The 26,456-nt window shown below is 43.3% G+C and carries 29 protein-coding genes; 6 read left to right on the top strand and 23 right to left on the bottom strand.

Annotated features, from left to right (window positions below):
• Positions 1-29: 29 nt before the first annotated feature.
• From D2V93_RS17920 to D2V93_RS17865, 12 genes are all read right to left on the bottom strand, one after another.
• Positions 30-725 (bottom strand): hypothetical protein, encoded by a 696-nt coding sequence (locus D2V93_RS17920; protein ID WP_119620405.1) that lies wholly within the window; start codon positions 723-725, stop codon positions 30-32.
• The gene (locus D2V93_RS17915) at positions 722-5,830 is read right to left on the bottom strand and encodes a BspA family leucine-rich repeat surface protein (protein WP_119620404.1); all 5,109 of its coding nucleotides are present in this window, start codon (positions 5,828-5,830) and stop codon (positions 722-724) included. Before D2V93_RS17915 ends, D2V93_RS17920 begins: the two co-directional genes overlap by 4 nt.
• Before the next feature lie 119 nt (positions 5,831-5,949).
• Positions 5,950-6,573 (bottom strand): YdeI/OmpD-associated family protein, encoded by a 624-nt coding sequence (locus D2V93_RS17910; RefSeq protein WP_119620403.1) that lies wholly within the window; start codon positions 6,571-6,573, stop codon positions 5,950-5,952.
• Positions 6,574-6,585: 12 nt separating this feature from the next.
• On the bottom strand, positions 6,586-7,167 hold the full coding sequence (locus tag D2V93_RS17905; protein ID WP_119620402.1) for a YdeI/OmpD-associated family protein: 582 nt from the start codon (positions 7,165-7,167) through the stop codon (positions 6,586-6,588).
• 11 nt (positions 7,168-7,178) lie between these two features.
• Positions 7,179-7,556, bottom strand: coding sequence for a DoxX family protein (locus D2V93_RS17900; RefSeq protein WP_072881820.1), 378 nt, complete (start codon positions 7,554-7,556; stop codon positions 7,179-7,181).
• 67 nt (positions 7,557-7,623) lie between these two features.
• On the bottom strand, positions 7,624-8,091 hold the full coding sequence (locus D2V93_RS17895) for an SRPBCC domain-containing protein (protein WP_119620401.1): 468 nt from the start codon (positions 8,089-8,091) through the stop codon (positions 7,624-7,626).
• 2 nt (positions 8,092-8,093) lie between these two features.
• Positions 8,094-8,417: an ArsR/SmtB family transcription factor gene (locus D2V93_RS17890; protein WP_119620400.1), complete on the bottom strand. Its 324-nt coding sequence runs from the start codon at positions 8,415-8,417 to the stop codon at positions 8,094-8,096.
• Positions 8,418-8,501: 84 nt separating this feature from the next.
• Positions 8,502-9,383 (bottom strand): helix-turn-helix domain-containing protein, encoded by an 882-nt coding sequence (locus tag D2V93_RS17885; protein WP_072881814.1) that lies wholly within the window; start codon positions 9,381-9,383, stop codon positions 8,502-8,504.
• 159 nt (positions 9,384-9,542) lie between these two features.
• Positions 9,543-9,959: a nuclear transport factor 2 family protein gene (locus D2V93_RS17880; RefSeq protein WP_119620399.1), complete on the bottom strand. Its 417-nt coding sequence runs from the start codon at positions 9,957-9,959 to the stop codon at positions 9,543-9,545.
• Positions 9,960-10,018: 59 nt separating this feature from the next.
• On the bottom strand, positions 10,019-10,210 hold the full coding sequence (locus D2V93_RS17875; RefSeq protein ID WP_119620398.1) for a hypothetical protein: 192 nt from the start codon (positions 10,208-10,210) through the stop codon (positions 10,019-10,021).
• A gap of 3 nt (positions 10,211-10,213) precedes the next feature.
• Positions 10,214-10,477 (bottom strand): hypothetical protein, encoded by a 264-nt coding sequence (locus D2V93_RS17870; protein ID WP_220473650.1) that lies wholly within the window; start codon positions 10,475-10,477, stop codon positions 10,214-10,216.
• A 37-nt stretch (positions 10,478-10,514) separates the two neighbouring features.
• Positions 10,515-11,060, bottom strand: coding sequence for a carboxymuconolactone decarboxylase family protein (locus D2V93_RS17865; RefSeq protein ID WP_072881807.1), 546 nt, complete (start codon positions 11,058-11,060; stop codon positions 10,515-10,517).
• Between the two features lie 374 nt (positions 11,061-11,434).
• On the opposite strand from D2V93_RS17865, the gene D2V93_RS17855 reads away from it, so the two are divergent.
• The gene (locus tag D2V93_RS17855; RefSeq protein WP_119620522.1) at positions 11,435-12,055 is read left to right on the top strand and encodes a JAB domain-containing protein; all 621 of its coding nucleotides are present in this window, start codon (positions 11,435-11,437) and stop codon (positions 12,053-12,055) included.
• A gap of 5 nt (positions 12,056-12,060) precedes the next feature.
• Here D2V93_RS17855 and D2V93_RS17850 read toward each other — a convergent pair whose 3' ends face one another.
• The 4 genes from D2V93_RS17850 to D2V93_RS17835 are packed head-to-tail and all read right to left on the bottom strand — an operon-like array spanning position 12,061 to position 15,102.
• Positions 12,061-12,720 (bottom strand): HhH-GDP family DNA glycosylase, encoded by a 660-nt coding sequence (locus D2V93_RS17850; protein WP_119620395.1) that lies wholly within the window; start codon positions 12,718-12,720, stop codon positions 12,061-12,063.
• Entirely contained in the window at positions 12,721-13,338 is a 618-nt protein-coding gene (locus tag D2V93_RS17845; RefSeq protein WP_119620394.1) for a 7-cyano-7-deazaguanine synthase, read from the bottom strand. It lies immediately after the preceding gene.
• Positions 13,331-14,644, bottom strand: coding sequence for a nucleoside 2-deoxyribosyltransferase (locus D2V93_RS17840; protein WP_119620393.1), 1,314 nt, complete (start codon positions 14,642-14,644; stop codon positions 13,331-13,333). The genes D2V93_RS17845 and D2V93_RS17840 overlap by 8 nt, the downstream gene beginning before the upstream one ends.
• On the bottom strand, positions 14,641-15,102 hold the full coding sequence (locus D2V93_RS17835; protein WP_220473649.1) for a hypothetical protein: 462 nt from the start codon (positions 15,100-15,102) through the stop codon (positions 14,641-14,643). The genes D2V93_RS17840 and D2V93_RS17835 overlap by 4 nt, the downstream gene beginning before the upstream one ends.
• A gap of 663 nt (positions 15,103-15,765) precedes the next feature.
• Here D2V93_RS17835 and D2V93_RS18565 point away from each other — a divergent pair.
• Positions 15,766-16,008, top strand: coding sequence for a hypothetical protein (locus tag D2V93_RS18565; protein ID WP_143070728.1), 243 nt, complete (start codon positions 15,766-15,768; stop codon positions 16,006-16,008).
• Between the two features lie 7 nt (positions 16,009-16,015).
• Here the strand turns inward: D2V93_RS18565 and D2V93_RS17825 are convergent, their stop codons facing one another.
• The 4 genes from D2V93_RS17825 to D2V93_RS17810 all read right to left on the bottom strand — a co-directional run bounded on the left by D2V93_RS17825 (position 16,016) and on the right by D2V93_RS17810 (position 19,344).
• Complete coding sequence (locus tag D2V93_RS17825) at positions 16,016-17,215, bottom strand: PQQ-dependent sugar dehydrogenase (protein WP_119620390.1); 1,200 nt, start codon at positions 17,213-17,215, stop codon at positions 16,016-16,018.
• A 135-nt stretch (positions 17,216-17,350) separates the two neighbouring features.
• Positions 17,351-17,911: a DUF4251 domain-containing protein gene (locus D2V93_RS17820; protein ID WP_147377431.1), complete on the bottom strand. Its 561-nt coding sequence runs from the start codon at positions 17,909-17,911 to the stop codon at positions 17,351-17,353.
• A gap of 67 nt (positions 17,912-17,978) precedes the next feature.
• Positions 17,979-18,896: an EamA family transporter gene (locus D2V93_RS17815; RefSeq protein ID WP_072881779.1), complete on the bottom strand. Its 918-nt coding sequence runs from the start codon at positions 18,894-18,896 to the stop codon at positions 17,979-17,981.
• Positions 18,897-19,011: 115 nt separating this feature from the next.
• Positions 19,012-19,344: a hypothetical protein gene (locus tag D2V93_RS17810; protein ID WP_072881777.1), complete on the bottom strand. Its 333-nt coding sequence runs from the start codon at positions 19,342-19,344 to the stop codon at positions 19,012-19,014.
• 279 nt (positions 19,345-19,623) lie between these two features.
• Between D2V93_RS17810 and D2V93_RS17805 the strand changes: the two genes are divergently transcribed.
• Complete coding sequence (locus D2V93_RS17805) at positions 19,624-20,541, top strand: hypothetical protein (RefSeq protein ID WP_147377430.1); 918 nt, start codon at positions 19,624-19,626, stop codon at positions 20,539-20,541.
• Between the two features lie 86 nt (positions 20,542-20,627).
• Here D2V93_RS17805 and D2V93_RS17800 read toward each other — a convergent pair whose 3' ends face one another.
• The 3 genes from D2V93_RS17800 to D2V93_RS17790 all read right to left on the bottom strand — a co-directional run bounded on the left by D2V93_RS17800 (position 20,628) and on the right by D2V93_RS17790 (position 23,982).
• The gene (locus D2V93_RS17800; RefSeq protein WP_119620387.1) at positions 20,628-21,320 is read right to left on the bottom strand and encodes a YiaD family glycine zipper/OmpA-like lipoprotein; all 693 of its coding nucleotides are present in this window, start codon (positions 21,318-21,320) and stop codon (positions 20,628-20,630) included.
• A 110-nt stretch (positions 21,321-21,430) separates the two neighbouring features.
• Positions 21,431-21,916, bottom strand: coding sequence for a lipocalin-like domain-containing protein (locus tag D2V93_RS17795; RefSeq protein ID WP_072881773.1), 486 nt, complete (start codon positions 21,914-21,916; stop codon positions 21,431-21,433).
• Between the two features lie 89 nt (positions 21,917-22,005).
• Entirely contained in the window at positions 22,006-23,982 is a 1,977-nt protein-coding gene (locus D2V93_RS17790) for an alpha-ketoacid dehydrogenase subunit alpha/beta (protein WP_119620386.1), read from the bottom strand.
• Between the two features lie 110 nt (positions 23,983-24,092).
• On the opposite strand from D2V93_RS17790, the gene D2V93_RS17785 reads away from it, so the two are divergent.
• The 3 genes from D2V93_RS17785 to D2V93_RS17775 all read left to right on the top strand — a co-directional run bounded on the left by D2V93_RS17785 (position 24,093) and on the right by D2V93_RS17775 (position 26,454).
• Positions 24,093-25,043 carry an isopenicillin N synthase family dioxygenase gene (locus tag D2V93_RS17785; protein WP_119620385.1) on the top strand — a complete coding sequence of 317 codons (951 nt, stop codon included), beginning with the start codon at positions 24,093-24,095 and terminating at the stop codon, positions 25,041-25,043.
• 5 nt (positions 25,044-25,048) lie between these two features.
• Positions 25,049-25,378: a translation initiation factor gene (locus tag D2V93_RS17780; protein ID WP_072882068.1), complete on the top strand. Its 330-nt coding sequence runs from the start codon at positions 25,049-25,051 to the stop codon at positions 25,376-25,378.
• Positions 25,379-25,521: 143 nt separating this feature from the next.
• Positions 25,522-26,454, top strand: coding sequence for a DUF1835 domain-containing protein (locus tag D2V93_RS17775; protein ID WP_072881766.1), 933 nt, complete (start codon positions 25,522-25,524; stop codon positions 26,452-26,454).
• Positions 26,455-26,456 lie beyond the last annotated feature (2 nt).

Here is a 26,456-nt window from a genome sequence, read left to right as displayed (position 1 = left end):
GAATAATACCGATATGTGCCAGTCTAAGTCTATTCAGGGGTTTCTCCACCTACTTTTGAAACGGAAAAATTTCCAAAAGGGTCAATTGCTTGAATTTCTATACTATATGTAGTTTCTGGTATGTATTGAATTGGCTCCAATGTAGTTTCGGTCAAACTTTCATAACGGACTTCACCTGTATGTTCCTGAACTATTTTGACATTATAGATCAATGTATCGCCATCTTCGTCATTGCATTTCCATGATATCGACATTTGCTGAACAATATTGTTAAATTCAATATCAATGTCCGCGGCATAAGGGGCAAAGTTTCCATCTGGTACCCCCGGACTGGTAAAAGAATAGGTGCTACTTACGGATTCTGCCGTCCCATTCTTTGAGATTACTTGCCATGTAAAGGTTTTACCTCTGTCCAATTCTATTTTCGTTTCGGACGTTGTCACACTTTTTCTAAGAACTTCTATTGCCCCTTCATATACGATAAGCTCGTAACTCTTTGCCGTTTGCGCAATGCTCCATCTAAACAAAATAGATACCTTAGAGTTGTTACCGGTTACATCCTCGTACTCAGAACAAGGCTCTCCGTTCACCGGTAATGAACCAATCACTTTTTCAGGCACTACATCAACTTGTTCCGGTGGGATATCTGCTGAACCTCCGTCACAGGAAAAAAGAAAAGCTAAAATTAAATGGCCCAAAATGACCGTAACCTTTTGAATCTTCACTTTTTTATGATTTTAATAGTTTCATCCTTTCCCATACCAAAGATTCTAACCAAATAAATGCCAGATTTTAAAGAATTTATCTCTAGTTTTTCATCACCGGCAGTAAACTCCAAATTTGGAAAGGCTTCCACCAACTGACCGGACATATTGTAGACTTCCATGTTTAGTTTCCCGACTTCACTTAAAATATTCAAATCTCCTGTGGTTATGGTGGGATAAACCATAATACCGTCATTCATGTAAAAAGAATCCGTAATGTTTCCTTGGCAATCATTGATTCCGGTAATGGAAACGGCAGTATATCCTTTAAGTTGGCTCAATTGTATCGTGTTCTCTAAAGTGTTGGAAAAATTAAAGATCTGCATTTCCCCATTTACTGTCACTTTATATTGTAAACTGCCATACACGATATATGAAGCGGTGCCTGTTTTCTTGTCCAATTCTGTACGCTTGCCGGAAACACTTCCCAATTCGTAAACCATTACCCCGTACATTTGCTCATATTGGATTTCAGGAATGTAAACCACTACTGAATATTGACCCACTGCTAGATTGGGAATCGTAAACGATTGGCCCGAGACAATTCCATTGAATGTATTTGAATAATTGTTGCCTTCCACGCTTATATTCAGTTGATATCCGGAAGATGCCATGTATACTTCAATCGCACCATCAGAACTGCCCAAACAACTTGGGGTGAAAACACTTACCTGTATTGCATCATAAGCTAAAATTTCACATCCATTTGCATTAACCTCTACCCCTTGGGTGGTATTCAAGCAGTAATCGTATTGGTCCAGAACACCATCATTATCGTTGTCCACGTTACAATTTGGTGACTTTCCAAGATCCGATATGTTCCATCCATAGATTTCCATAATTGACTGTCGAGCAATTTCCGCGTCACAATATTGACTATTACCTGCATCCAAAACCACATTGTTTCGAAGACTGGGCAAACTGCTCCAGCCGATCAGTGTTTTGTCATAGTTTGCCAAAGACAGCCCCGTATCTTTAAACATACCTGCCATATTTACTACGTTGCCCACGTTCCAGCTTTCTAAGTTTTGATCAAAGGATGTTGCCCCTTCAAATGTGGAGCTCAGATTATTTACATTTGAAACTTGCCAATTGGAAAGGTCTTGGTCAAAGGAAATTGCACCTTGGAACAACGCTGCCATCATTACCACATTCGATACGTTCCAATTACCAATATCTTGATTAAAAGAAGTGGCACCCATGAACATACCATTCATGACCGTTAAATTGCTCATGTTCCATGCCCCGATATCTTGGTTAAAGGAAGAAGCATCCCTAAACATAAATTGAGTATTGTAAACATTGGCCATATTCCAATTCCCAATATTTTGGCTAAATGAAAATGCTCCGTCAAAAACACTTTCCATAGAAATCACCTTTGAAACATCCCAATATCCAATATTGGCATCGAATAATAATGCATTTTTGAACAATGAACCCATGTAATAAACATTGCCAACATCCCATTGGGTAAAGGACTCATTCCCCAATAAGGATTCACAGTTGGCGAACATGCCGGTCATGCTGAACACATTTTCAAAATCTGGGGTATCGGTTGCCAATACATCCAATTTTTTGCAGCCGGCAAAGGCCAATTCCATAGAGTTCCAATTGATGGCACCCCATTGGTCAATAGAAATAATTTTATCGCTGTCATTTACAATAGGACCGCTTAATACAAGCTCATTGAAATAAATTCTTGGGAAAACACCTGCAATTGCAACTTGATAAGTTCCCGGTTCAGCATAGGTGTGGGTTATTTCTCCATTCACATTGCTGTCGGAAGTACCATCTCCCCAATCCACAATATAATTGTAGAATGTTCCAGGATATGTGGGAATGGTAATTTGGTTGTTTGTTGAAATCCCTGGATTATCAGTTTTCCAAGTCGTGACAAAATACTCGTCAGGATGATAGATCGTACAACCAGATGATCTCCCTAAATCTGTGATTATCCAACCATAGTCCTTAATTAAATCATATCGGTCCATGGCCGCATCACAATATTGGTTTTGTGGCGCACCCAATCGTACATCCCGTTTCAATGAAGGGGATTGAGCCCAAGCGCTCAATGCCTTGTTGTAGTTCTCATCGGAGAAATCAGAATTGTTGAACATGTCCATCATATGATTTACATTGGAGACATTCCAATTGCTCACATCTTGATTAAAGGATGATGCCCCGTCAAACATATATTCCATGTTCGTTACATTCCCAGTGTCCCATTTGTCCAGGGGTTGATTAAAGAGCACTGTATTTTTGAACATATAGGCAATACTGTTAGTTAATGATACATCCCAGTTGCTAATGGATTCATTTCCTATAAAGGATGGGCATTCCGTAAACATTCCGAATAGGCTTGGTCCTTTGGATAAATCAGGGATATCGGTCGCTTTCATATCCAAATATCTACAACCTGCAAAGGCAAGATGAATGGCCTCCCATTGTATGTCCCCCCATTGGTCTATGGACAATATCTTATCATCGTCCCTGACCCTCATGCTACCGGCATTGTTAAAATACATCCCCAAAAAGTGGTCATAAATAGCAACCCTATAAATGCCTGGGTCTGCATACGTATGCACAATCTCACCCTGGACATTTATATCTTTGGTGCCATCGCCCCATTCTACCGTATAATTGCTGCCGACGAACCTAGTATCCGTGTAAATGGTAATTTGGTTACCATTGGTGGCACCAAAATTGTTTGTCTTCCATGTGGTCAAAAATGGCATTTGCCCATTAATGGCACAATTCAAGGCCAAACCTCCATCATGAATAATCCACCCGAAATTTTCGGACAAATACTCATGTGCTTTCCTTGAGATACAATAGGTGTTTTGTTGGGCCCCAAGTTTAACATTGTACTGCAATGATGATAATTGGCCCCATCCCATTAACGTTGCCTCATAATTGCTGTTGGAAAAACCACTTGTGGCAAACATGTTCTGCATGTTGGAGACATTGGTAACCTCCCATTCCCCTAAATCTTGATCGAATACGGTGGCCCCCTCAAACATGCTTGCCATATTGGATACATTGGTTACTTGCCAATTGGATATGTTTTGGTTGAAACTTTGAGCTCCTTTGAACATATTGTTCATATCCGTGACATGCCCTGTGTCCCAATTTCCAATGCTGTCATTCCCATTTAACTTGGAACAGTTAAAGAACATTCTTGACATATCTTTTACATTGGATAAATCAGGAACATCAGTGGCCAAAATATCCAAATTGGTACAACCCACAAAGGCATCTTTCATGGTGACCCAATCCAAGTCCCCCCATTGGTCTATGGAAATCAATTTCGAACCATAGTTGTTCCCGTTAAAAACAATCCCCGGAAAATTTCCGGATATCTTAATAGTATATGTTCCAGATTCACTATAGGTATGGTTTGTACTACCGGAATAACCTTCGGATATATATCCATCTCCCCAATCCACATCATAATAATAATGTTCGCCTGGGAGTGTTGCTATTCTGATTGTATTATTAAGTAAAGAACCGGGGGCGTCAGTTTTCCATGTTGTGATGAATGGCTGTTGTACCCTATTCAGAATTTTAAAATGTAAGATATATGGAGTGCCCGCTATACCTGTAAGATTTTCTCCACTATAGGGTGTGGCGATCAGAGTGTATGTTCCCAGTGCGAGTTCCTGTCCCGAATAATCGGTACCATTGCTCCCGAACAAGGTATACGGGGCATCATTGGAAATCTTTGAAGTGTTTTGGGTGTCCTGTAATTCAATATGCACGCTACCAACATCATCAGTAGCTACCACTTCAAAATTCAATAGATTGTTGACCAATGAATTTTGGTTGATCAATGCATTCTCCCTGAGCGAGTAAAGTACATTATCCTGCAAGGCATCTATTAACAAAACCTCATTGATTGATAAGGGTTCAGGACAAGACATCCCTTCATCAACAATCTGCCAACCGAAATTATCCATCAATAATTGGCGAGATGTTTCCCCGGCACAATATTGACTGAGACCAGCATTGAACACAATACCGGTCTGCAGGTTAGGTAATGATGCCCAACCTGATAGAATGTTGTCGTAGTTTTTTGTTGAAAGACCGACTTGGTTGAACATGTTTGAAAGACTTATGGAACTTTGGATGTCCCAAAATCCCAAATCTTGATCGAAGGATATGGCATTGTTGAACATGCCTGTCATGGACATCACATTGGAGACGTTCCAGCCTGAAATATCTTGATTAAAGGCCCAAGCATACCGGAACATGTATTCCATATTTGTGACATTGCTAGTATCCCAATCGGAAATATTTTGATTAAACGACTTGGCATTTTCAAATGTAAAGACCATGGCAGTAATATTGCTTACATCCCAATCACTTATATTACCATTAAAATTGGTAGCGCGGTCAAACATCCATGCAAGACTGGTTACCTTGGGGAATCTCCAGTTGCCAATATTTTGATTGAATGATGATGCGGACCTAAACATTTCTGTAATATCTTCTGCATTTGCAAGGTCCCAATCCCCAATATCAGCATTAAATGAAGATGCCGCATAGAACATCGCATTTAGATTGACAGCATTGGACATATCCCAAAGATTCATACTGCTATGTCCAATCATGCTTGTACATCCGGAGAAAGCATATCTGAAACTGGTAACTTGGCTTAGGTCGGGTGTATCGGTGGCCGATATCTGAAGATTTTCACAACCTCTAAATGCCCCCTGAAAATTTTTCCATTGAATTGAACCCCATTGGCCAACCTCCAATAGTTTTTGCCGATCTGTATCACTAGAGTTCCCAAAAGAGATCCCTGGAAATTGACCTGTTATTGTAACTCCATACTCCCCAGAAGTGTTATAGGTGTGGGTGATTTCGCCTGTGACCCCCAAATCTGATGTGCCATCTCCCCAATCCACATTGTAATTGTATGTTTCCGAGGCATATGTTGGAATTGTGACCTGATTTTGTTCTGAAATTCCTGGATTGTCTGTTTTCCATGTTGTTACGAATCCTGTTTGCGCAGTTAATGAAAAACTAAATAAAATAAAATAAAACGTGAGGTATAGGTTTTTCATAAAATCAAGTATGGTATTGCTAACATACTTCTTATACGATAGAATTGCAAAATCAAATCGATATCATGTGTTATTTCCCCCACAATAAACCTCTAAGGATCAAAGTCTAGGACTATGGGTTATCTATCATGAAACCCCAAACCCTTCATAATCTTGGGGATGTATTTTTCGATGCGGTCTTCCCGGGTCTTGGATTGTTTGGCCCCGGAAAAATAGAGCAGATATCCCTTTTGTCTACCTGGGGTGAGGTTTTCAAAGGCTTCTTTCAGTTCGGGGTCTTCCTCCAATCGTTGTTGGAACTCTTTCGGGATGTCGTAATCCGAAATCGACTTCAGTTGTACCTTCAAGCCTGCTCTTTTCACTTCGATGGCTTCAAAGATGTAGTTTTTCAACACAGATTCCAGTTGGGCGATCTGCGCCACATCGGTGAACCGAATCACCCTGCCCGATTGGGTGTTCTCCCCTGGTTTTTCCAAGATCTGATGATCGTCCTTCAGCAATGCCCCTTTAAAAAAACTCAGGGTACAGTTGTCCTTAAAAGCAGCCACCATGACCAAGTTGGTGCCATTGTGGGTATAGGTGGGCACGCCCCACTTCTGTTCTTCGGTAAGTCCGCACTCCAACACCAGCCTACGCAGGTATTTCAACTCCGCTGTCCAACTGTGCACCTTGCATTCAGGGGTGCCGCCCAAGGGGCAGCGGCCACAGCCTTCTTGTAAATAGGCATCAATTTCTGGGTTCATATTGGCTACGGTTCACGTTTCGTTATATCCTTTTCCCTCAAAGATATTGGGAATGGACTTCTCAATCCTTGATAGGCGGGTCTTGGATTGCTTGGCCTGGGAAATATGGAGCATGTACCCGCGTTGTCGCCCCGGTGTCAAGGCTTCGAAGGCCTCTTTGAAATCGGCATCACTGTCCAACCTGTCCTGAAGCTCTTCCGGCATGTCAAATTCGGAGGTTTTCTTCATCTTTACTTCCAGACCAGCTTTTTCCACTTCAATGGCCTCATGGATATAGGCCGTCAGTGCTTTTTTTCTGTCCACGATCTCCTTGACATCGGTGAACCTGATCTGGCGGGCCGATTGTACATTTTTGGTCTGCTGGATGAGCATGTCCTCGGTATCCTTCAGCAGGACCCCTTTATGGAACAACAATGCGCAATATTCCTTGAAACCGTGGATCAAGACAACATTGCTGCCCTGAAAGGTATAGCAGGGTACGCCCCATTTGAGTTCCTCGGTGAGGCCCGTGTCCAGAACAATTTTGCGCAACTGTCGATAGGCCTCTTGCCATTGGGAAGGTTTTTCAAAGAAAAAATCCACTTTGGGGTTCATGATGATGGGTTTTATGCTGCGGTGATCTTTCTGCCAATAGGTCTAAAATACCAAGAAATTCCGGTCAACACCAACAAAAGTGATGGACCGAAAAAATCAACGCCCCCATCGCCTACCGCCAAATGGGAAAAAATGGCCCCGGTCATGGTGAAGACAAACCCGGCGTATGCCCATTCTTTGAGCACAGGAAACTTGGGGGCCAAAATGGCCACAACACCTAAAAGTTTCCAGATTCCGATGATGGTCAGAAAGTAGATGGGATAGCCCAAATGTTCCATCATTTGGACCTCTTCGTCCATACCCATCAATTGTACGATTCCTGTAGAGACCATCCCCAAGGCCAACCAAATGGTGGCCACCCAATAAATGATTTTGTTTCGTTTTGTCATGGTTTTGTATTGATTTATGGATTGTGTTCTTTTTCCTTTCGACTGCGCTCAATGTGACAGAAAAACATCACCTGACACCACCCGTCATTATCTTTTGTAAGCGGTCGTGCGCCATGCTGATTCCTTGGGCAAAGGGCAGTTTCAACATTCTGTCCCGGTCTTCCACCGATTTATAGACCATGTGTATGGAAAGTTTGCTTGTTGTATTGGTGAGGGATTCAAATTGCAAAAATTCCAATTGTACGGGAAATTGTGCATTTTCCATTTCAAAGGTCCGGGTGATCTTCTGGTTGGGCACAAATTCATGGATGGTACCGTTGAACCGGTGTTTGTTCCCCATGGGGTCGGTAGTCTCGAACTGATAGCTGCCATGCCTTTTGCTTTCGAGCTTAAGAACATGGGTGCCCATCCATTGCGATACGATTTCTGGGTCTTCATAGGCTCTAAAAAGGGATTCCAACGGGAGTTCAAATTCCCTCGTGATCCAGATTTCCTGTTTTCCGTCCTCAGCGTGGACTTTTGTTTTTCGTTCCATACTCAGTTTTTAGGGGGTTGTTTTTTCATGATGGCCTCCAAGGTGTTGAACCTATCGTCCCACATATCACGGAAGGGTGCGATGAAATCGGCTATCTCCTTCATTTTTATGGGATTGAAATGGTAATGGATCTCCCTCCCCTGCTGTTCTTGGGTCAGTAGTTCACATTCGGTAAGAATCTGTATGTGCTTGGAAATCGTTTGCCGGGACGAGTCGAACTTTGCGGCTATGGCCCCCGGTGTCATGGCATTCAGCGCCACCATGGCAATAATGGCCCTCCGGGTGGGGTCGGCAATGGCCTGAAAAACATCTCTACGCAATTCCATTTATGCAGCTATTTGACTGCAAATATATGTGCAGTTATTTGACTGCGCAAAAAAATCACAAAAAAACTTTAAGTGGCTTAAGAATCAAGCCATGGCCCTTGCAAAACCCACAGTATCACGATACACCTTGGGTGAAATATCTGCATTGTTCTTAAAAAAACGGCTGAAATAGTGTTCATCATCGTACCCAAGATCAAAAGCGATCTCCTTAACGGATTTGTTGGTGAGGTACAGTTCCCGCTTGGCTTCAATAATGATACGTTCAGAGATGAGATTGGTCATGGTCTTGTTGAAATGGTTTTTGGTAATCTTCGCAAGCGTTTTGGGGCTGATGTTCAATAGATCCGCATACTCCCCTGCCGAATGCTTGGTTTTAAAGTGCGTTTCAATAAGGTCCTTCAGGTTTTGGATGATGAACGGCTCTTTTTCATCTGGAGCGTCTTTTAGGGATTCCGGTTGTTGTTTGGCTTTGGCCCGTGATGCAATGATCAGGAATATTTTCAGGTAGGACACCAACAATTCATATTGGGCCAACTCCGCTTTTTGTACTTCGGTACGCATCTGTTCCAGCACCATTTCAAAATTGCTGCGGATGTCATCGTCCACACAAAAATAGGGTGGTCTGTAAATATTGTTGAACAGCACCCCATTGCAGGCCACTTGTTCCTGGTGTTTATGGATACAGAAAAAATCAGGATGAAAATGCAGCACCACACCCTCTATTTTTTCCTTTTCCATTAGACTGAAGGGTTGGTAGGGAGTTATGGCAAATAGCGTATCCGCCGTAAAATCGGACTCCGTAAAATCTATTTTGGCCGTTCCACTCCCCTTTTTCACCCAGATCAGGGAATAGTAATTGAATCGTTTTAGGGAACAGAACTGGCAATCGTCTTCAAAATTGGAAAGTTTAAACGCAAGGTTTCCGGTCTGTTCGTTGATGAGTGTATTGGTGTTGAATACGTCCATTTTTTGATTTTGTGAATTGAATATGTCACTTCGAGCTGTCTTCCTGAGCGCAGTCGAAGGAGCTATCGAGAAATCATTAATCTCAACAGCTCAAAAATGAGGTGTCGACTGCGCCTGTCTGCCGACAAAGGCAGGCTCGACCTGACAAACATTGATTTATTAAAGTCGTCTTTCGGCTTCGGTTATCTGCAAGTCGTTGATGCTGGCGTAACGTTTTTGCATAAGGCCGTGCTCGTTGAACTCCCAATTCTCATTTCCATAGGCGCGGAACCAAGCACCTTGGGCATTTTGGTATTCGTATTCAAAACGAACCGCTATTCTGTTGTCGGTGAAGGCCCACAATTCCTTTCGTAATTTATAGTTTTTTTCCTTTTTCCACTTGTCGGACAAAAAAGCGACCACTTCTTCCCTACCGTTCACAAATTGGGAGCGGTTGCGCCACTCCGTTTCCACGGTGTAGGCTTTGGATACTTTCTCCGGATCTTGGCTGTTCCAGGCATCTTCGGCCAACTGTACTTTTTCTCGGGCCGTTTCCTCGGTAAAGGGAGGTAACGGAAATTTTTGTTCTAGTGCCATTGTGTTAGTTTTTAAGATGAAAAAAGGGCAAGCTGCAAACTCAACCTGCCCTTGATGGATTATTTACTGTCCCTGATTTTTGGCCAATTGGCGTGGGCCGCTTTCTTCAATTCGGAAGTTCGTGCACTCCAATCGGGTAAGGTGTTAAAAGGTTCCCCATTGAAATCGCCATTGAAAAACAGATAGAGTTTACCATCGATCACATCAAACGTTTCTGGGTTAATGGGAAACTTGGCCTGCTTTTCACCCACACCCTAGGCACAATACCCGTCAAACTGGGGCAGGTACATGCTGGGCGATTGGGCAAATTTGGCCTTGTTGGCCTTGCTGGCAAAGTAATAGGTTACCCCATCATGCTTGGCGGCATAGGTTTTGTTGCCCTGTTTGGCCTCGCCAGAGAAATAGGATACCACATCATACCCGCCAATGGCTACGCCATCCTTGCCAACGGGATCAACTTGGGCTTGTGCGACAATTCCCCACACCAGGGCTATTGCCAATAGAAATAATTGTTTCATTGTTTTCATGATTTTGGATTGGACTGTAATTACTGGATCAAACGGTTTCCGCTTCCACTACCGGAAAATCGATATCGGTGTTGGCGGTGTTGTTGAAATAGTTGGTAAAAACGTTCAAGGCCACATGTGCCACGATCTCACCCACTTCGCCGTCGGTATAGCCAGCAGCTTTAACGGTGTCAACATCTTCGGAACCTACCCTTCCACGTTTTTCCACCAAGGTTTGGGCAAAAAACAGTGCTGCGGCAATTTTTGGGTCCTTGTTTCTCCCCTCGCGGGCCATGTGCAGGGAATCGGAATCAATGAGGACCAATTTCTCCCCGATAAAGGAATGGGCGGACAAACAGTAATTGCAACTGTTGGATTCGGCCACGGCCAAGGCGATCAGTTCGCCCAATCGACCACCCAAGGAACCTTTGCCCAGTGCGTCGCTTAGGTTGAGGTACCCTTGCAACACGGCTGGGGAATTCCCCATGGTGCGCATCATGTTGGGAACCATTCCCAATTTGCTCTGGATGCCGTTGAACAACTCCTTTGCTTGTCCGGTGGCCTCCTTTGGATCTAGTGCTTGTAAACGTGTCATGATTTTGTTTTTTAATTAGTAAATAATTGATGGCACAAAGTTGCGGTGCGGCCCGCTGGGATAAAATGGACAAACTTCACATCCTCTTGGACATTTTTCCCGAAATGGCCCTATTCCGAAAAAAACCAAGGTTTGGCCCTGTCCTTCACCCCACCATCACTCCAAACATTTTCTTTTTTCCCGTGCATGCCAAAACTTCAAAAACTTTGAGGCCCAGGTGCAGAAATTGAATGGCATCGCGAAAGATATTGTTGCCGTCTAAAACCGTCCCTTGCGATTTGTGGGGACGGTTTTTGTATACCCCACGTCCATTGTTGTTTTTTTCAAAAGCTTGGACTACCTTTCCCCGACCCAAAATTTACAAACACCTACCCATGAACGTACGGCTTACCAAAGAACAACGGATCAAAGTGCTGAACTCCACGGACATTTATGCGATCATGCAACAGGTGTTGCTGCGGGAGAACAAGATACGCCGCAACCAAGAGCATTTTTGGGTGGTGGGCCTCAACCATGCCAACAAAGTGCTGTTTGTGGAGCTCATTGGCCTTGGTGCGCACAACCGGGTGAACGCCGACCCGCCCGATGTGTTCCGCATGGCCATCTACAAACTGGCCTCCCAGCTCATCTTGGTGCACAACCACCCCAGCGGCAACCTCAAGGGAACGGATGCCGATATCCTCTTTACCGACCATATGCTAAAGGCGGGCAAACTGCTCCAGATAGAAGTGCTGGACCATTTGGTGATCACCGAGACCGACTACACCAGTTTTGAGGACCAGGGCGTGATGGACGAACTGCGCAAAAGTGGCCTGTTTGAGATCATGGGCCCCGAAAAGCAGGAACTGGAGGCCTTTAAATTGGAAACAGAACGGAAACGGGCAGAAAAGGAAAAGGCAATTAGTATTGCGAAGTCTTTAAAAGCAAGCGGCATGTCAGATGCCGACATTAAAAAGCATACGGGGTTGAGTTTAAAGGTGATTGGGGGGGTGTGAGAACACTAAAATGTCATTCTTAATTGGGAAGACGAGTCTGAGACACCTCTTCTTGATGACATGTAATTCCATATTGTTTGATCGAGTGTCGATCGTGGAATATTCAAAAGATCAGCAGCAAATTCTACCGTTTTTTTTGTGTAATCATAACTTGTATGCTTTAGACCTGCTAATTCAATGAAACCAATAATGTGCCTATCCACTGCAATAGTATCAAATTGAAGCAATTTCATGGTGTAATCAAGAGTTTTAGGTCCTAATCCTTTTATTGATAAAAAGAGAATCCTATTATCATTTTCTTTTAAGAAAGATTTCAAATCATAGCAGTCATTTATACCTCGATTTACACAAAAATCAATAAGAGTATGAAAACGTTCTATTTTTGTTTCATGCTTCCAATTAATCACATTTCTTAAACCATGGGTATCTATTATGGATTTAAAACTTGAGAGATTCGTGGCTTGAGGATATTCAATCAAAACCTTATTAACTCTAGGTTTTACAACGGTTTCATAATTTAATCCCGCTTGTAAAACAATATCAGTGAATAAGGCTCCGATGTGATTATATGAAAGTTTTGTCTTTCCAAAGGTTAGCTTTAAATCTTCAACAGACTTGATGTATTGGACTAAATATCTCGCTGATTCTATTGTCTGCACTGCCATCTATAAATTTTTTAATGCTTCTAGCCTATCTACACAATTGGGACATGCTCCACATGGAATATATGGTGAAGCTTGACATGAAAAGGTTTTACCTATTGGAGCATTTAATTCAATTCCCAACTTGGCCACTTCGAATTTGGACATTTCTAAAAAGGGCATTTCCATTTTGACTGAACCATACTCTCCTAACATATCTTCCATTTTTAAAAAAAAATCCTTTGAGCAATCTATTTCCTTTGCATGATTACTATTTATAAAGGCTGAATATAACCGGTCAATGTTTAGAGATTGTGCAAAAGAAGCGCCTAAAGTAAGAATTAAAATATTCCTATATGGAATATAAAGATCATCAGCAGTAATATTATCTTCCCATAAATTGGCTTTTTTAATGAATCTACTTCTTGAATATTTATATACTCCATTCACATCTATAATTTCTATTTTTCCTTTGTACTCGTTCGGCAGAACATTTTTTAACGTACTTAACTCTGTATCTGCACAATGTTGCCCATAATTAATGAATACAGGGATGAAATCAATCTTATTCTGTAGCAGCCAAAACGCCATTGTTGTCGAATCCAATCCTCCAGAAGCCAATAAGATTACCTTCTCACGCATTGACTTTAGATAAACAGTTGAATACTTCTGAAATTATAACGTCCAATTCACTTGAAACAGTATTTGGCATTTCCGTCAACATGCAATTGTAAGCCTTATTAAACGGGTCGAATACCAAACACGGTATACCTTTGGCTTTTGCATATCCCAATTCAATCATTGTCCCAGGATCATCATTAAGGTAAACGGCAATTAAAAGCTTACATTTATTCAATAAGGAAATGTCTTTCGAATAAATATGTCTTCTTTTTTGCTTATCGTCGGCAATAGATAATTGTCCATTTTCTTTAACAGGCCTTCTTGGATTGAAATTATGATATTTAAGACATTCTACCAATAAATCAATCTTAGATGTATCTATATAATCAAAGTCTGGTGCAGCAATATAAATATCAAGCAATGCTCTTTTTTCCCATGGCAATACGCATCCACCCATGGTTACAATATCATCAATATTAGTACCTAACACTCGTTTTACACCATTTTTGAAATCATCTGGATATGTTGTTATGGCATATTCCGAAGCAACCCAAGAAGCAAGATATGAAGCTTTTTCGATTCCCAGCTCCCGATATTTTGCCACAAAACATGCATCAAAAACATCACCTACACCAACAGAATGCACTATCGGTTGTGTTATAGCAGGAATTTGATATACCTCAGAATTTTCAAAATCATAAATTCTTGACCCTCCTCTATTCTCTTTAAGTACTAGAACTTTACAGTGCTTTTCGAACCTTTTAGAAAAATCTTTGAAATCTTTAAAATTCTCTAGAAAAAGACTTGATGATGTCGATAAAAAAATAGTTTGACAACAAATGCTTTTTAGCTTACTAAAGTTCTCAATATTGTTGCTTAAGTCAATATGTATGCTTGGGGATGTGTCAATTTTTTCCAAAATCAAATCGATTTCAAAATTTCCTGACACTAAAAGAATATCATCGTACCCATTGTTTAATGAATCTAGCTCATCTGGAATGTAATCAATCTTGACTTCATCTTTTAAGATAAAGTTATAATTCTGATTTCCAGTTTCCTTAACACTACCAATAAGAAAATTATATGGAGACCCTTTGACTACACCTATTTGATCTGCTTTAACTACTCCATGATGTGAACAATATTTCAAGATGGAATCGGAGAGATATGCAGGAGCTGCAAATTTTACGTCATATTTCAAATCCAATGCCCATAAGCTTCTAACACAGTGGATTATTCCACCCAATCGTAGCTTTGTGTCATTTCCATCTTGGGGTAAAGTGATATCCGTGACAATATCTCCTAAAACACATATTTTCTGACTCATTCTTTGTTGTCAGGTTGGACATCAACCGTTACTGCTGCAACCAACTCGTTAGAAGAACTAACTACTCTTCCGGAATAGGAATATCTATCATCCATACACATTTTAATGTAATTGAATTTAGTTGGCAAATACCCAATGACAAGACCTCTCTCTGAGATGGCCACTGGTCGATTGTCAAAACTGATTGTGACGATTTCACCAACTTTTGGGACATCTTCATTTTCAGTAAAATATGTGCATCTTTCAATTTCTTCAAGCATCGCACTAAATGCTTTTTCACACCTGTTCTCTTCACTAGAACCACCAGTCTTTCCATCTCCGCTTTCCGGTTTTTCACCAGAATAATCGGTAAAACGGCCTGTACCTGTACTACCCATATTTTTAGTATTTAATAATTTATTTGGTGGGGGAAGTTTCGTGAAAGTAAATCTAACTCCTTTTAAAAGTATTAAATTCAAAGAAAACTTCATTAAGGAAAAACCTTAAAAAAACTGGGGGTTTTCCACAAAACATAAAAAGGGAAGACCCTTCGGCCTTCCCCTTCAAACACTATGCAACAACAAATTATAATTTTAAGGCATATACAGTTCCGGTAGCCCTGTGGTCTTGATGAGGACATTTACCACGGCTACTTTTTAAGTCTTTCTTGCTGCCGTTCCATATCACCCCTAACTTCAAAAAAAGAAAAACCTGCACACCGAATTTCCTTCATCCATCAACCCAACTCCCCTATCCGTCAATTAAAAACCAGCATCCGTCAATTGGATGCGTAAAAATCCTACGCATCCTATAGTTTAGCCCAAAACTTAAGAAAATGACGACTCTGGAAACCATAAACCTCTTACAGAAAATCAGTTTGGTGCTTATTGCCGTTATCGTTTATATGTTGGGATTTCTTCATGGGGCCCGCTGGTGGAAAAGAAACAAGATCTAGCACAATACTGGGCGGCAAGGGCCGTTTCAATTAATGCCCAAACCAAACTTAAACCTACTGAGCCATTCTTTCCCAAGACCCGAGCATAAAACGCTTTTTGATCCTGTGCCATAACCAGCATTACACCATCAGGGTAGACGAGCACACTGACGGTGAAATCCGATATCTCTGTTGGCAAAAGCCCAAAATGATCTTGCAAAGGCCCTGTTTGGTCATCCGGAACGGGAAGTGTACGGAAAGTCCCAGTTTGGACAAGGCCGAGTATGTCTTTCAGGATGGAGACCTGACCTATAGCCTCGAACGCATCGTCTCGAAGGGTGACCATGCAACTACCCATATTTTTTTGGAGGTTTCGGACAGGGACAATCAAAAAAGTACTTGGAAAATGGAGGAAAGGCCACTTCCCAAGTACTTAGGTCATTTTTTATGAGCAGGATCTAGCCCTTGTAGGTAACGCGGTAAATGGCGTCGCCCACATCATCGGAGATCAATAGGGATCCGTCTTTTAAAAACAACAGGTCCACAGGGCGCCCGAAAGCTTCTTGGGTCTCCTCGTCCAACCATCCTTCAATGAAAGGTTCATAGCTCACCGCCTTGTTGTTGTCCAGTTTCACCAAAGCGACCCGATAGCCAGATTTGGACGAGCGGTTCCAAGAACCGTGTTCCGCAATAAAGGCATGCCCCTTGTAGCTTTCAGGGAACATGGAACCCGTATCAAACTTCACAGCCAAGGGTGCTACGTGCGCGCCCAAGGCCTGCACGGGAGCCACAAAGTCCGAACAAGGACGCTTGTCGCCAAATTCGGGATCTTTGATGGTGCCCCCATGGCAAAATGGATAGCCAAAGTGCTGGCCCACCTCGGTGAGACGATTGAGCTCACAAGGGGGAACATCATCACCCATCATATCCCTGCCGTTATCGGTAAACCAAAGTTCTTTGGTGTCCGGGTGCCATGTAAAGCCGACGGTGTTCCGCACTCCGCGGGCCACAATCTCTCGGTTGCTGCCGTCGGCATCCATTCGGGTAATGGTGCCAAAACGCTCATCCTCATTGGTGCGGTCGCAGATGTTGCAGGGGGCGCCCACGGGAACGTAGAGTTTGTTATCGGGGCCAAAGGCGATATATTTCCATCCGTGGTGGAATTCTGTGGGATAATCGTCATAGATCAGTTCGGGTTCGGGTGGGCTGGCCAATTGTTGCTCAATGTTGGGGTATTTGAACAAACGGCTCACCGCACCTACGTATAGGGCACCGTCCTTGAAGGCCACTCCATTGGGCTGCTCCAGATCGGAGTCCACTTCATATATTTTCTCGGCCCTGAAATCGCCGTCCTCATCACGGAGCGCATAGACCTTGTTCTCGTTTCGGGTGCCCACAAAAAGGGTCCCATTGTCACCCATGGCCATGGAACGGGCGCCATCAATGCCTTCGGCAAAGACTTCTATTCGGAAGCCTTCGGGAAGTTTTAGGCGCTCCAAGGGCAAGGAGGCCTCATACTGTGCGGTGTCCGTTTCTTGTTGTGTCTTTTCATTGGCATTTTCTTCGTTGTCCCCCTTCTTTTTGCCATTGCAGGAAAGCACGGCTAGGGAAAGCATCAGTAAAAAAATGGAGCTTTTGGGCAAATGGTTCATCTTCATTGGAATGAATGGGTGTTTTGGTTTCTAAACCCATAAAGCTAAAACAAAATGATGGAAAGAGGAAGAAGTTCGGTATCGGAAGTCAGAAATCAGAGGTCAGATGTCTGAAGTCTGACACATGTACTTTGGACCTACTCACTTATCCCGTTCATATTCAGAAACGGTTCCCTGATACCAAATGGTGGTTCGGTGGGTGCTGGCAATAGTGATGGTGGTATAATTAGAGGGGTAGATTTGGGCTATTACCCTGTATCCCTCCTGATTTTGGGAGATATTGAAGCGCAGGGTTTTTCCATCTCCTTTTTTGTTCGGTTCGATGGTGAATTCTTTAGGAATGCCATTGAACTGGATACCGCCTTTCTGTGGGTTGTAGGCCCCTCCCATCTGGCGTTCCCCAAAATAGGGAAGGTCGGCCATCACACTGTCGCCCACTATCCGCAAGTATCCTCCTGAACCGGCGATGTCAATTCTGCTGGCAGAACTCCCACGCGGCAACAAACCTGCATTGGCAATGCTGTTCAGACCTTGGCTGGCCATGGGTTGCGCCCAACCTGCATCAATCTGAAAACTTTTATCGGAGATCATTTTTTCAAAAGCTGCCAACTCGGCCGGGGTGGCCTGGGATCTTGGTCCTGAGGCACAAGCCATGGCAAACAGCATCAAAAGGGCAAAACCGTACGTTATCCGAGTTTTCATATTCAAATCATTAGCCTTGTTGAAAATACGGATTTTTGGGTTGATTTCCCAGAACCCTTCAGAAACATTAACGTTTGAACCGCTCAAAAATGGCGAGTGTCTTTTTGGTGTTGATAAAATAGACACCCGTGAGCAGGATGGTCGCGGCCACAATGGATTGGGCCGTGATCTGTTCGTCCAAAAAATACCAGCCCAACAAGAGGGCCACAATGGGGTTGACGTAGGTGGACGTGGCCACTTTTTCCGGGGAAACCGCCTTCAACAAATAATTGAAAGAGGTGAAGGCCAAAATACTCCCAAAAACGATCAGCAAGACCATGGAGAGCTGTACTCCCCCACTCCAATTTAGTGGTGCCGACCAACTTTCGCCGAATGCCAAGCTCATCAGGGCCAAGGTGATTCCCGCTGTGAACATTTGGTAACCGGTGTTCACAAAATAGTTGTTGGGCAGGTCCGCTTTGGCCACAAAAAGACTACCGTAGGCCCAGCTCAGCATACAAAAGAAAATCATGACCATGCCGATGATGGATTCTTCCTTGGCGATGATCTGTTTCTGGCTCACCAACAAATAGATACCCACGATGCCCAGGATTACACCGATGACGGACATAGGCTGTATCTTTTTTCCCTGGAGCACCCGCATCAGCAATAAGATGATGAGCGGTTGGGCGGAAATCTCCAAAGCAGCAAACCCACTGTCCACATATTTAAGGGCCCACACCACTACCCCGTTCCCAAAACTGAGAAAAAGGATGCCTGCAATGATGGTGTTCCATAGCTGCTTTTTGGTGATCTTTAGGGGAATCCCCATGATCTTGGCCAAGATAAAGATCAAGATTCCAGCAGTGGTGAAACGGCACGAAGCCAACATGAAGGGCTCCAGTTCTTGCACGGCTACCTTGTTCAGAAGATAGGTGGACCCCCATATCACGTAGATGGCAAAAAAAGCAAGGATAACCAAGACGGATTTAGAGGATTTTCCCATTCCAACACAAGTTTATGGCCCTGCAATATTACGCATGTTTGTAAGAGTAAAAAATACTTGGAGGGCATCTTTTACATTAAAAACGACCGGTTTCTTTTTAACGAAAAAGTAAAAATCAGGAATGTTCCAAGGTGTCCAGAAGGTATGAGGCGATATCCGCTTCCAATTCCCTGAAGCGCTTCAGGTGGAGTTGGACCTCTCTTTCAAGCCCTTGAACGGCACCGGCCTTTTTTCTATGGATCAGATCCATAATGTTCTTTTGGTATTTTTCAAACAGCTTGAAGTTCCGCTTTAAGTCATTGTATTTCTCAAAACTGGAGGGACATTTGGGTTCACAGGTGTAGGAGCACAACTTTTTGGACAACCGCTGTATGACCTCGTGGTTCCGTTCCATGCGGATCAGCAATTCCTGCTTTTGGTATGTGCTGTTTTCACTGATAGGGTCCATGGTTGCGTGTTTTGGGATTGGAAGTCGGTAACGACTATTAAGTTACGAAATAACTGGGATAGTTGGATTGGGATTAACTTTCATTTAATGGTTTGTTGGCCAAATCCTAATGTAGGAAAGGATTTAGTGGTGAAATCAGGAAAATTGGAGAAGCGTTGTGTGAAAATCAATCTTGTTGAGAAAATGCATATATTGTAGTTCAAAGCATTCCCCCCATTTTTTAAACAATCCTTCAATTGATCGGCATTTCATCGCCGTTAGTTGATACACAAAAAAAAAATGAACTTCAAACTACAAACATGTCTGGTTCTGTTGTGCATCCAGTTTGTGAGTGGGCAAAACAGTCCTGTTGAACAAGAGAATACGGAAGATTACCTGTCATCCGGGTATTATGAGGTCGTCTACAAGGCAGACAGTCTGTTTTTGACCAGAAATTACAGGCAATCCTTTGAGCTGTTGCATGGATTGTTCCAAAAAATGGAACCGATAAACATGTACATTTACTACGAGTTGGAAACATATACCGCTTCCGCCTACAAAGTAGGGAACAAGGAAATTGCATATGAAAACCTTCAAAATCTGGTCTCCGAACATGGCCTTACATGGAGGCAGATAAAAAAAGATAGCATTCTATCATCAATTGCCTTGGAATCCGGTTTGGACAGTCTCAGGTTCATGCAAATGCGAAAAACGTATGAAGCGACCATAAACATGGATCTAAGGGAGCAAATACGACAGATGAAACGTTCCGATCAGTTGTATAGGGGGAAGAGTTATATGGAAAACTTAGAAAAGCAGGATTCAATAGACATTTCCAACGGCAGGGCACTAAAAGTCATTTTTGAAAAATATGGTTATCCGGGCAAAGAACTCATTGGGCACTCAACGGCTGAAGAAAGAGTAATGATGGATCCTATTTTACTGCACATGAAAGATTCTGTCATGGAGCACTACTTTTTGCCCAAATTATTGGAGTTCGTGAAAAAAGGAACTTGTGACCCCAAAACCTACGGCGCAGTAGCTGATAAATTGACCATGATGAAATCGCTTGACCAATCCCGGTTTTATGGTACTTTCAGGGGCATGGATGAACGTTTGCCGCCCGTAGAAGTGCTGAACAGAAATAGAAAATCAATTGGCCTTCCTCGCTACGGCTATGAGGAATGGAGGTTTAATTACCTGTATAAGAGACCGTAAAAGCCACTTAATATGTTATCTTGAAGCTTGAAACGAAAAAAGCGGCCCTAGTTTGGGCCGCTTTTTTAAATTAACTAGTCACTAGCTTAATTATCCGTCTTCTCGTAGGCCTCTTGTTTCAGTTCCTCACTGGCAACGATGGCCAACTCCACTCGTCTGTTCTTGGCTTTGCCGGCTGCCGTATCATTACTTTCAATAGGCTGCTCCTCACCGTACCATTTAGTGGTAAAACGACCGCTGGAGATGCCCTTGCTCACCAAATAATTGGTTACTGCTTGGGCCCTACGTTGTGAAAGCCCCAAATTGTATTCTGCGGCACCATCAGAATCCGTGTGGCCTTCCACCAGAATGTTGGTCTTTGGATATTCCTTGAAAATTCCGGCCAATTTGTCCAATGTAGTGGCAGAAGCCCCTTTGATGTCAGATTTGTTGGTATCGAAATAGACTCCGTTTTCTCCGCTGAAGGTCACGTTGATGCCCTCTCCCACCCGCTGCACTTCTGCACCAGGGATTTCTTCCTCGATACGCTCGGCCTGACGGTCCATTCGGTTACCGATGTAGCCACCGGCCGCACCACCGACCACGGCACCGATAATGGCGCCAAGGGCCGTATTTCCTTTTCCTACATTGTTCCCAATGATACCACCAATGACGGCACCACCACCAGCGCCAATAGCAGCACCTTTTTGGGTATTATTTGCATTTTTTACGGCATCACAGCTCAAAATAAGGCTCAGGGCCAAGAATGCGGTTGTACTTTTTAATAGGATATTTTTCATGTGTTTATTTTTATTGTTTTTTCAATGGTCACATGGAACCTTTGATGACCAAAATAATCATTGCACTATGTCCCTAAAGAGTATTTTGGTCATGCCGGTTTCATATTGTTTTATTTTCTTGAGAATTCATAGACTACGGTCACGGGCTGTCCGTCCACCGATACGTTGGATTTGAGGGTCATGGCCTGTTCTGTTAGGCTTACGATGTTCAATCGATACCCATAACCTCCTGAAATATCCTTTCGGTTTTCATCGATGAACTTGAATTGTAATTGGCTGGAATAATTGGCTGTGGGCTCCACCACAGACCATCTGAAGAAACGGTCGCCACCTTGGCATAGGGAACTCTGTTTGATGGTGTACCTTCCCGTGCTGTTGTTGTCCCTAAAGAACCACTCACTGTCCTCGAAGCAGATGTCCTCTGCGTCGTTGAAGATGACCGACTTGAAATTGCCTGAGTTGTTTTCGTAGTACACATTGTCCAAATTCCAAGTACCGCTGAAAATATCTCTTTGAGATCGGGCACTTTTGGATACTGAGCACGAAACAAGCAAAATGCTTGCTATTGCGACGAATAATAATGATCGTTTTACCATAAGATTTAAAGTTAATGTTCAATAAAAGATACGAAATGGGTCAATATAAAGTTGTTTTCTCCATCAAAAAATGGTTAAAATATTGCAAATCAATACGCATACAATTCCAATAAAGCAGCCTCGAACCGCTTCTTGGGCAGGTAGTTTGCTTCCAGTTCCTTTGCAAAGGGGACCGGGGTCTCCATACTACCAATTCGCTTTACAGGGGCATCCAGATACTCAAAACATTCTTCCATGACCATGGCAGAAATGTCACTCGCAATACCCCCAAAAAGGGTGTCTTCTTGCAAAATGATCAGTTTGCCCGTTTTTTTCAAAGAAGCCTTGATGGCGTCAAAATCCAGAGGTTGAAGTGTCCGCAAATCTAAGAGATCTGCATCGATTTCGGGATGTTTTTCCAATACTTCGATGGCCCAATGCACCCCGGCACCGTAGGTGACCACGGAAATGGTCCCCCCTTTCCTTACCCAATTGGCCTTACCAAAGGGCAGCGTGTAATAATCGGAAGACACCTCTCCGTACACACTTCGGTACAATCCCTTGTGTTCAAAGAACAGCACGGGATTGGGGTCGTTGATAGCCGTGTTCAGTAAACCTTTCGCATCCTCTGGAAAAGCGGGATAGACCACTTTGAGCCCGGGGGTCTTCGTGAACCAAGCCTCGTTGGTCTGGGAATGGAAAGGTCCTGCCCCTACTCCCGCACCGCAGGGCATGCGGATCACCACATCCGCTTTTTCGTTCCAGCGGTAATGTGATTTGGCCAAATAGTTCACAATGGGGTTAAAGCCGGAACTCACAAAATCGGCAAACTGCATTTCCACCACAGCTTTCATGCCATTGATGGAAAGCCCCATCGCCGCAGAAACAATGACGGATTCGCAGATGGGTGTGTTCCGAACCCTGCTCTTTCCAAACTTGGACACAAAACCTTCCGTAATCTTGAAAACGCCACCATAATCGGCAATGTCCTGCCCCATTAGTATCAATTCATTATGGCGGTACATGGATTGCTCCAGTCCTTCCGAAATGGCATCCACAAAACGAATATTTTTCCTCTCCTCTTTAGGTTTTATTTCTTGATAATCAAATGATTGATAAACATCACCTAATTCTTTGGTTTCATTAAACGAAATCGTTGGTTCATCAAAAGCAAGTTTCAAATTTTCATCGATTTCTTCTGAGATACTGGCTTTTAGCTGGTTTATTTTTTCTTCGGATAGCAGTCCTTTTTCCAATAAAAAGGCTTCATAATTGGCAATGGGATCTTTCTTGCCCCATTCCTTCATCAACTTCTCCGGAACATATTTGGTACCACTGGCCTCCTCGTGCCCACGCATTCGAAAGGTCTTGAACTCCAAAAGTATGGGTCTTGGCCTTTTTCGGATGGCCTTGCAGATCTCGTCTACCTTAGCATACACTTCCAAAATATTGTTGCCATCAATGATGCGGGACTCCATACCATACCCTTTGGCCCTATCGGCCAAATTCTCACAGTTATATTGCTCGTTGGTGGGCGTGGAAAGCCCATAGCCATTGTTTTCGATACAGAACAACACAGGCAGGTTCCATACCGATGCCACATTGAGCGCTTCATGGAAATCGCCTTCGCTGGTCGCCCCTTCGCCTGTAAAAACAGCCGTCACCCTTTTCTTGCGCCGAAGCATATCGGCCAGGGCAATGCCGTCGGCCACCCCCAATTGGGGGCCCAAGTGGGAAATCATGCCCACAATCTTATATTCCTGGGTTCCGAAATGGAAACTACGGTCCCTGCCATTGGTGAAACCGCTCTGCTTTCCCTGCCATTGCGCAAACAATCGGTTCAAGGGGATGTTTCTTGAGGTGAAGACCCCAAGGTTGCGGTGCATGGGCAAAATATATTCGTCCCCTTTCAGGGCTTGGGTCACGCCCACGGAAATGGCTTCTTGGCCGATGCCGCTGAACCATTTGGAAACCTTGCCCTGTCGCAAAAGAATCAACATCTTTTCCTCGATCATTCGGGGCTTGAGCATCCCAGTGTACAGGTCTAGTAATTTCTGTTGGTCCAGATCGCCAATATGATACCTCATGTGATAAAATTCAACGGCCTAAAAGTAGTAAAACGCCCCCATCTTTCTGTAAACTTCAAAAATCTTCGGCAATATTCATTACTTTTGACCTTATTACAAACCATTTAGATATGAGTGCGATTCCAAGTGTAGACCTAGAGGATTTTATCTCTGGGGACCCGGCCCGAAAGGAAAAGTTTGTCGAGGAAATAGGCGCCGCTTTTGAGGGCATCGGCTTTGTCGCCCTCAGTGGACATTTTTTATCCGATGAACTGGTGGACGACCTCTATTCCGAAATCAAAAAATTCTTCCAACTGCCCCAAGAGGTAAAGGACAAATATGAAATTGAGGGCATTGGAGGGCAAAGAGGGTACACTTCCTTTGGAAAGGAGCATGCCAAAGGCAAAAAAGAGGGTGACCTGAAGGAGTTTTGGCATTTTGGCCAATATGTGGAGGACAACCCAAAACTGGAAGCCGAGTATCCGGCCAATGTGATGGTGAAGGAACTCCCTAAATTCAACGCCGTTGGCAAGGAGACCTATCAAATGCTGGAAAAAACGGCCAAATATGTGTTGAGGGCACTGGCCCTGCACCTAGACCTTGAGGAAACCTATTTTGATGACTTCATCAAGAACGGGAACTCCATCTTGAGGCCTATCCACTACCCTCCCATCACTACGGAGCCCAAAAATGCGGTCAGGGCGGCAGCGCACGGTGACATCAACCTGATCACCCTGCTTATGGGCGCCCATGGAAAAGGGTTGCAGGTGCAAAATCACCAAGGGGAATGGGTTGACGCCATCGCCAGACCCGACCAATTGATGATCAATGTAGGCGATATGCTCTCCCGACTGTCCAACAACAAACTGAAATCAACGATCCACCAAGTGGTGAACCCGCCACGGGAGCTATGGGGCACTTCCAGGTACTCCATTCCGTTCTTTATGCATCCCATCAGTGAAATGCCATTGAACTGCTTGGAAAACTGTATTGATGACAAACACCCCAAAGCTTATGAGGACATTACTGCAGGAGATTTTTTGCACGAAAGGCTGATTGAATTGGGATTGGTAAAAAAATAATGTCTGTGGATCTACAAGACCAGCTCAAGAATCTTTTTCCCGACCACGTGCCCGAAGAGGAACCCGAAAAAGGCAATGATGGCCCATCCTATTGGTTGCAGGACGACCCCATTATCTGTAAATATGAAAAGCGTAAGGGTAAGCCCATTACCATACTGGAAGGCTACAATGGCGCCGAAAGTGATTTTAAGAAACTGGCCAAAGACCTGAAAACCTTCTTGGGAGTTGGGGGCAGTTTTAAGAACGATACGATTATTATCCAAGGGGATTACAGGGACAAGATCATGGCGTTCCTGAAAGAGAATGGTTTTTCGGTGAAACGGGTCGGGGGATGATGGAAATTTCCCGAAAATGAAATTACTTGGCTCTTGCGTGTTAAAATTAGATACTGAAAACCAATGTTTTGTGAAAAAATTTTTGTGTTCTTGGTTTAAGTTTTAATTTTATTCCTCCTAACCAACAAAAACTAAAGTTGAAAATGAAATCACTGTTGCACATTACCAACGGGGACAGTTTCACGTCCAGATTGCAGTCCTTGCCGTTAAAGGGAGACATCATCACATGGAGGGAAATGCTATGTGAGGGCAAGACCCTTTGCGCTGTGGGGAGCGAATCTTTCTGGAAGACCCGGTTTGAATTTCTCAACAAAAACTACAAAATTTCCAAGTCCTGGTTCGTTGAAAAGACGCTCAAGGAATATCGTTCATTATGTAACCACAAACAACAGGACCACATCGTTTTGTGGTTTGAATACGATCTTTTCTGTCAAATAAACATGTTGGCCGTCCTGAGTTGGCTGAAAGAACACAGAAGGCACGCAGAAATTTCATTGGTATGCAGCGGTAAAGAAGATGAAAGTGGCAAATTGTACGGACTCAATGAACTCAGTGATGAAAGATTGCTGCAGTTGTATGAAAGTCGTACCGTGCTTTCCCAAGATGATATCGAGTATGCGGATTACATCTGGCAACTCTATTGCAGTGACAACCCCATACGTTTGGAAAACCAGATTGCCAATAATGATTTTCAATTTGAGTATCTGAACGACGCCCTAAAAACCCACCTGAAGCGATTCCCCACCATTAAAAATGGCCTCAACGAACTGGAAAACCACGTTTTGAAAACAGCTGTGACCAAAAAACCGGAATCAAGGGGCGACTTGATGGGTCAGTTATTGTCAGACCAAGGATATTATGGTTTTGGGGATACACAATACGATAGAATCATCACCTCCTTGAAACCGCTCTTCAATTCTTTCAATCCTGTAAAGTTGACAAAAAAAGGGAAGGAAGTCTTGGAGAACAAATCAAATTATTACTCCCAAATACGTGATAGTCAATTATATTTAGGTGGTTCATTAAAGTATAACTTCTTGTACAATACCGACACAAACCGCATCTTAAAACTCTAAGT

Origin of the sequence: Flagellimonas taeanensis (assembly GCF_003584105.1) — a bacterium.
GTDB lineage: Bacteria > Bacteroidota > Bacteroidia > Flavobacteriales > Flavobacteriaceae > Flagellimonas > Flagellimonas taeanensis.
The sequence above is the reverse complement of the archived record's forward strand: the minus strand, read 5'-3'. Positions and strand labels throughout refer to the sequence as shown.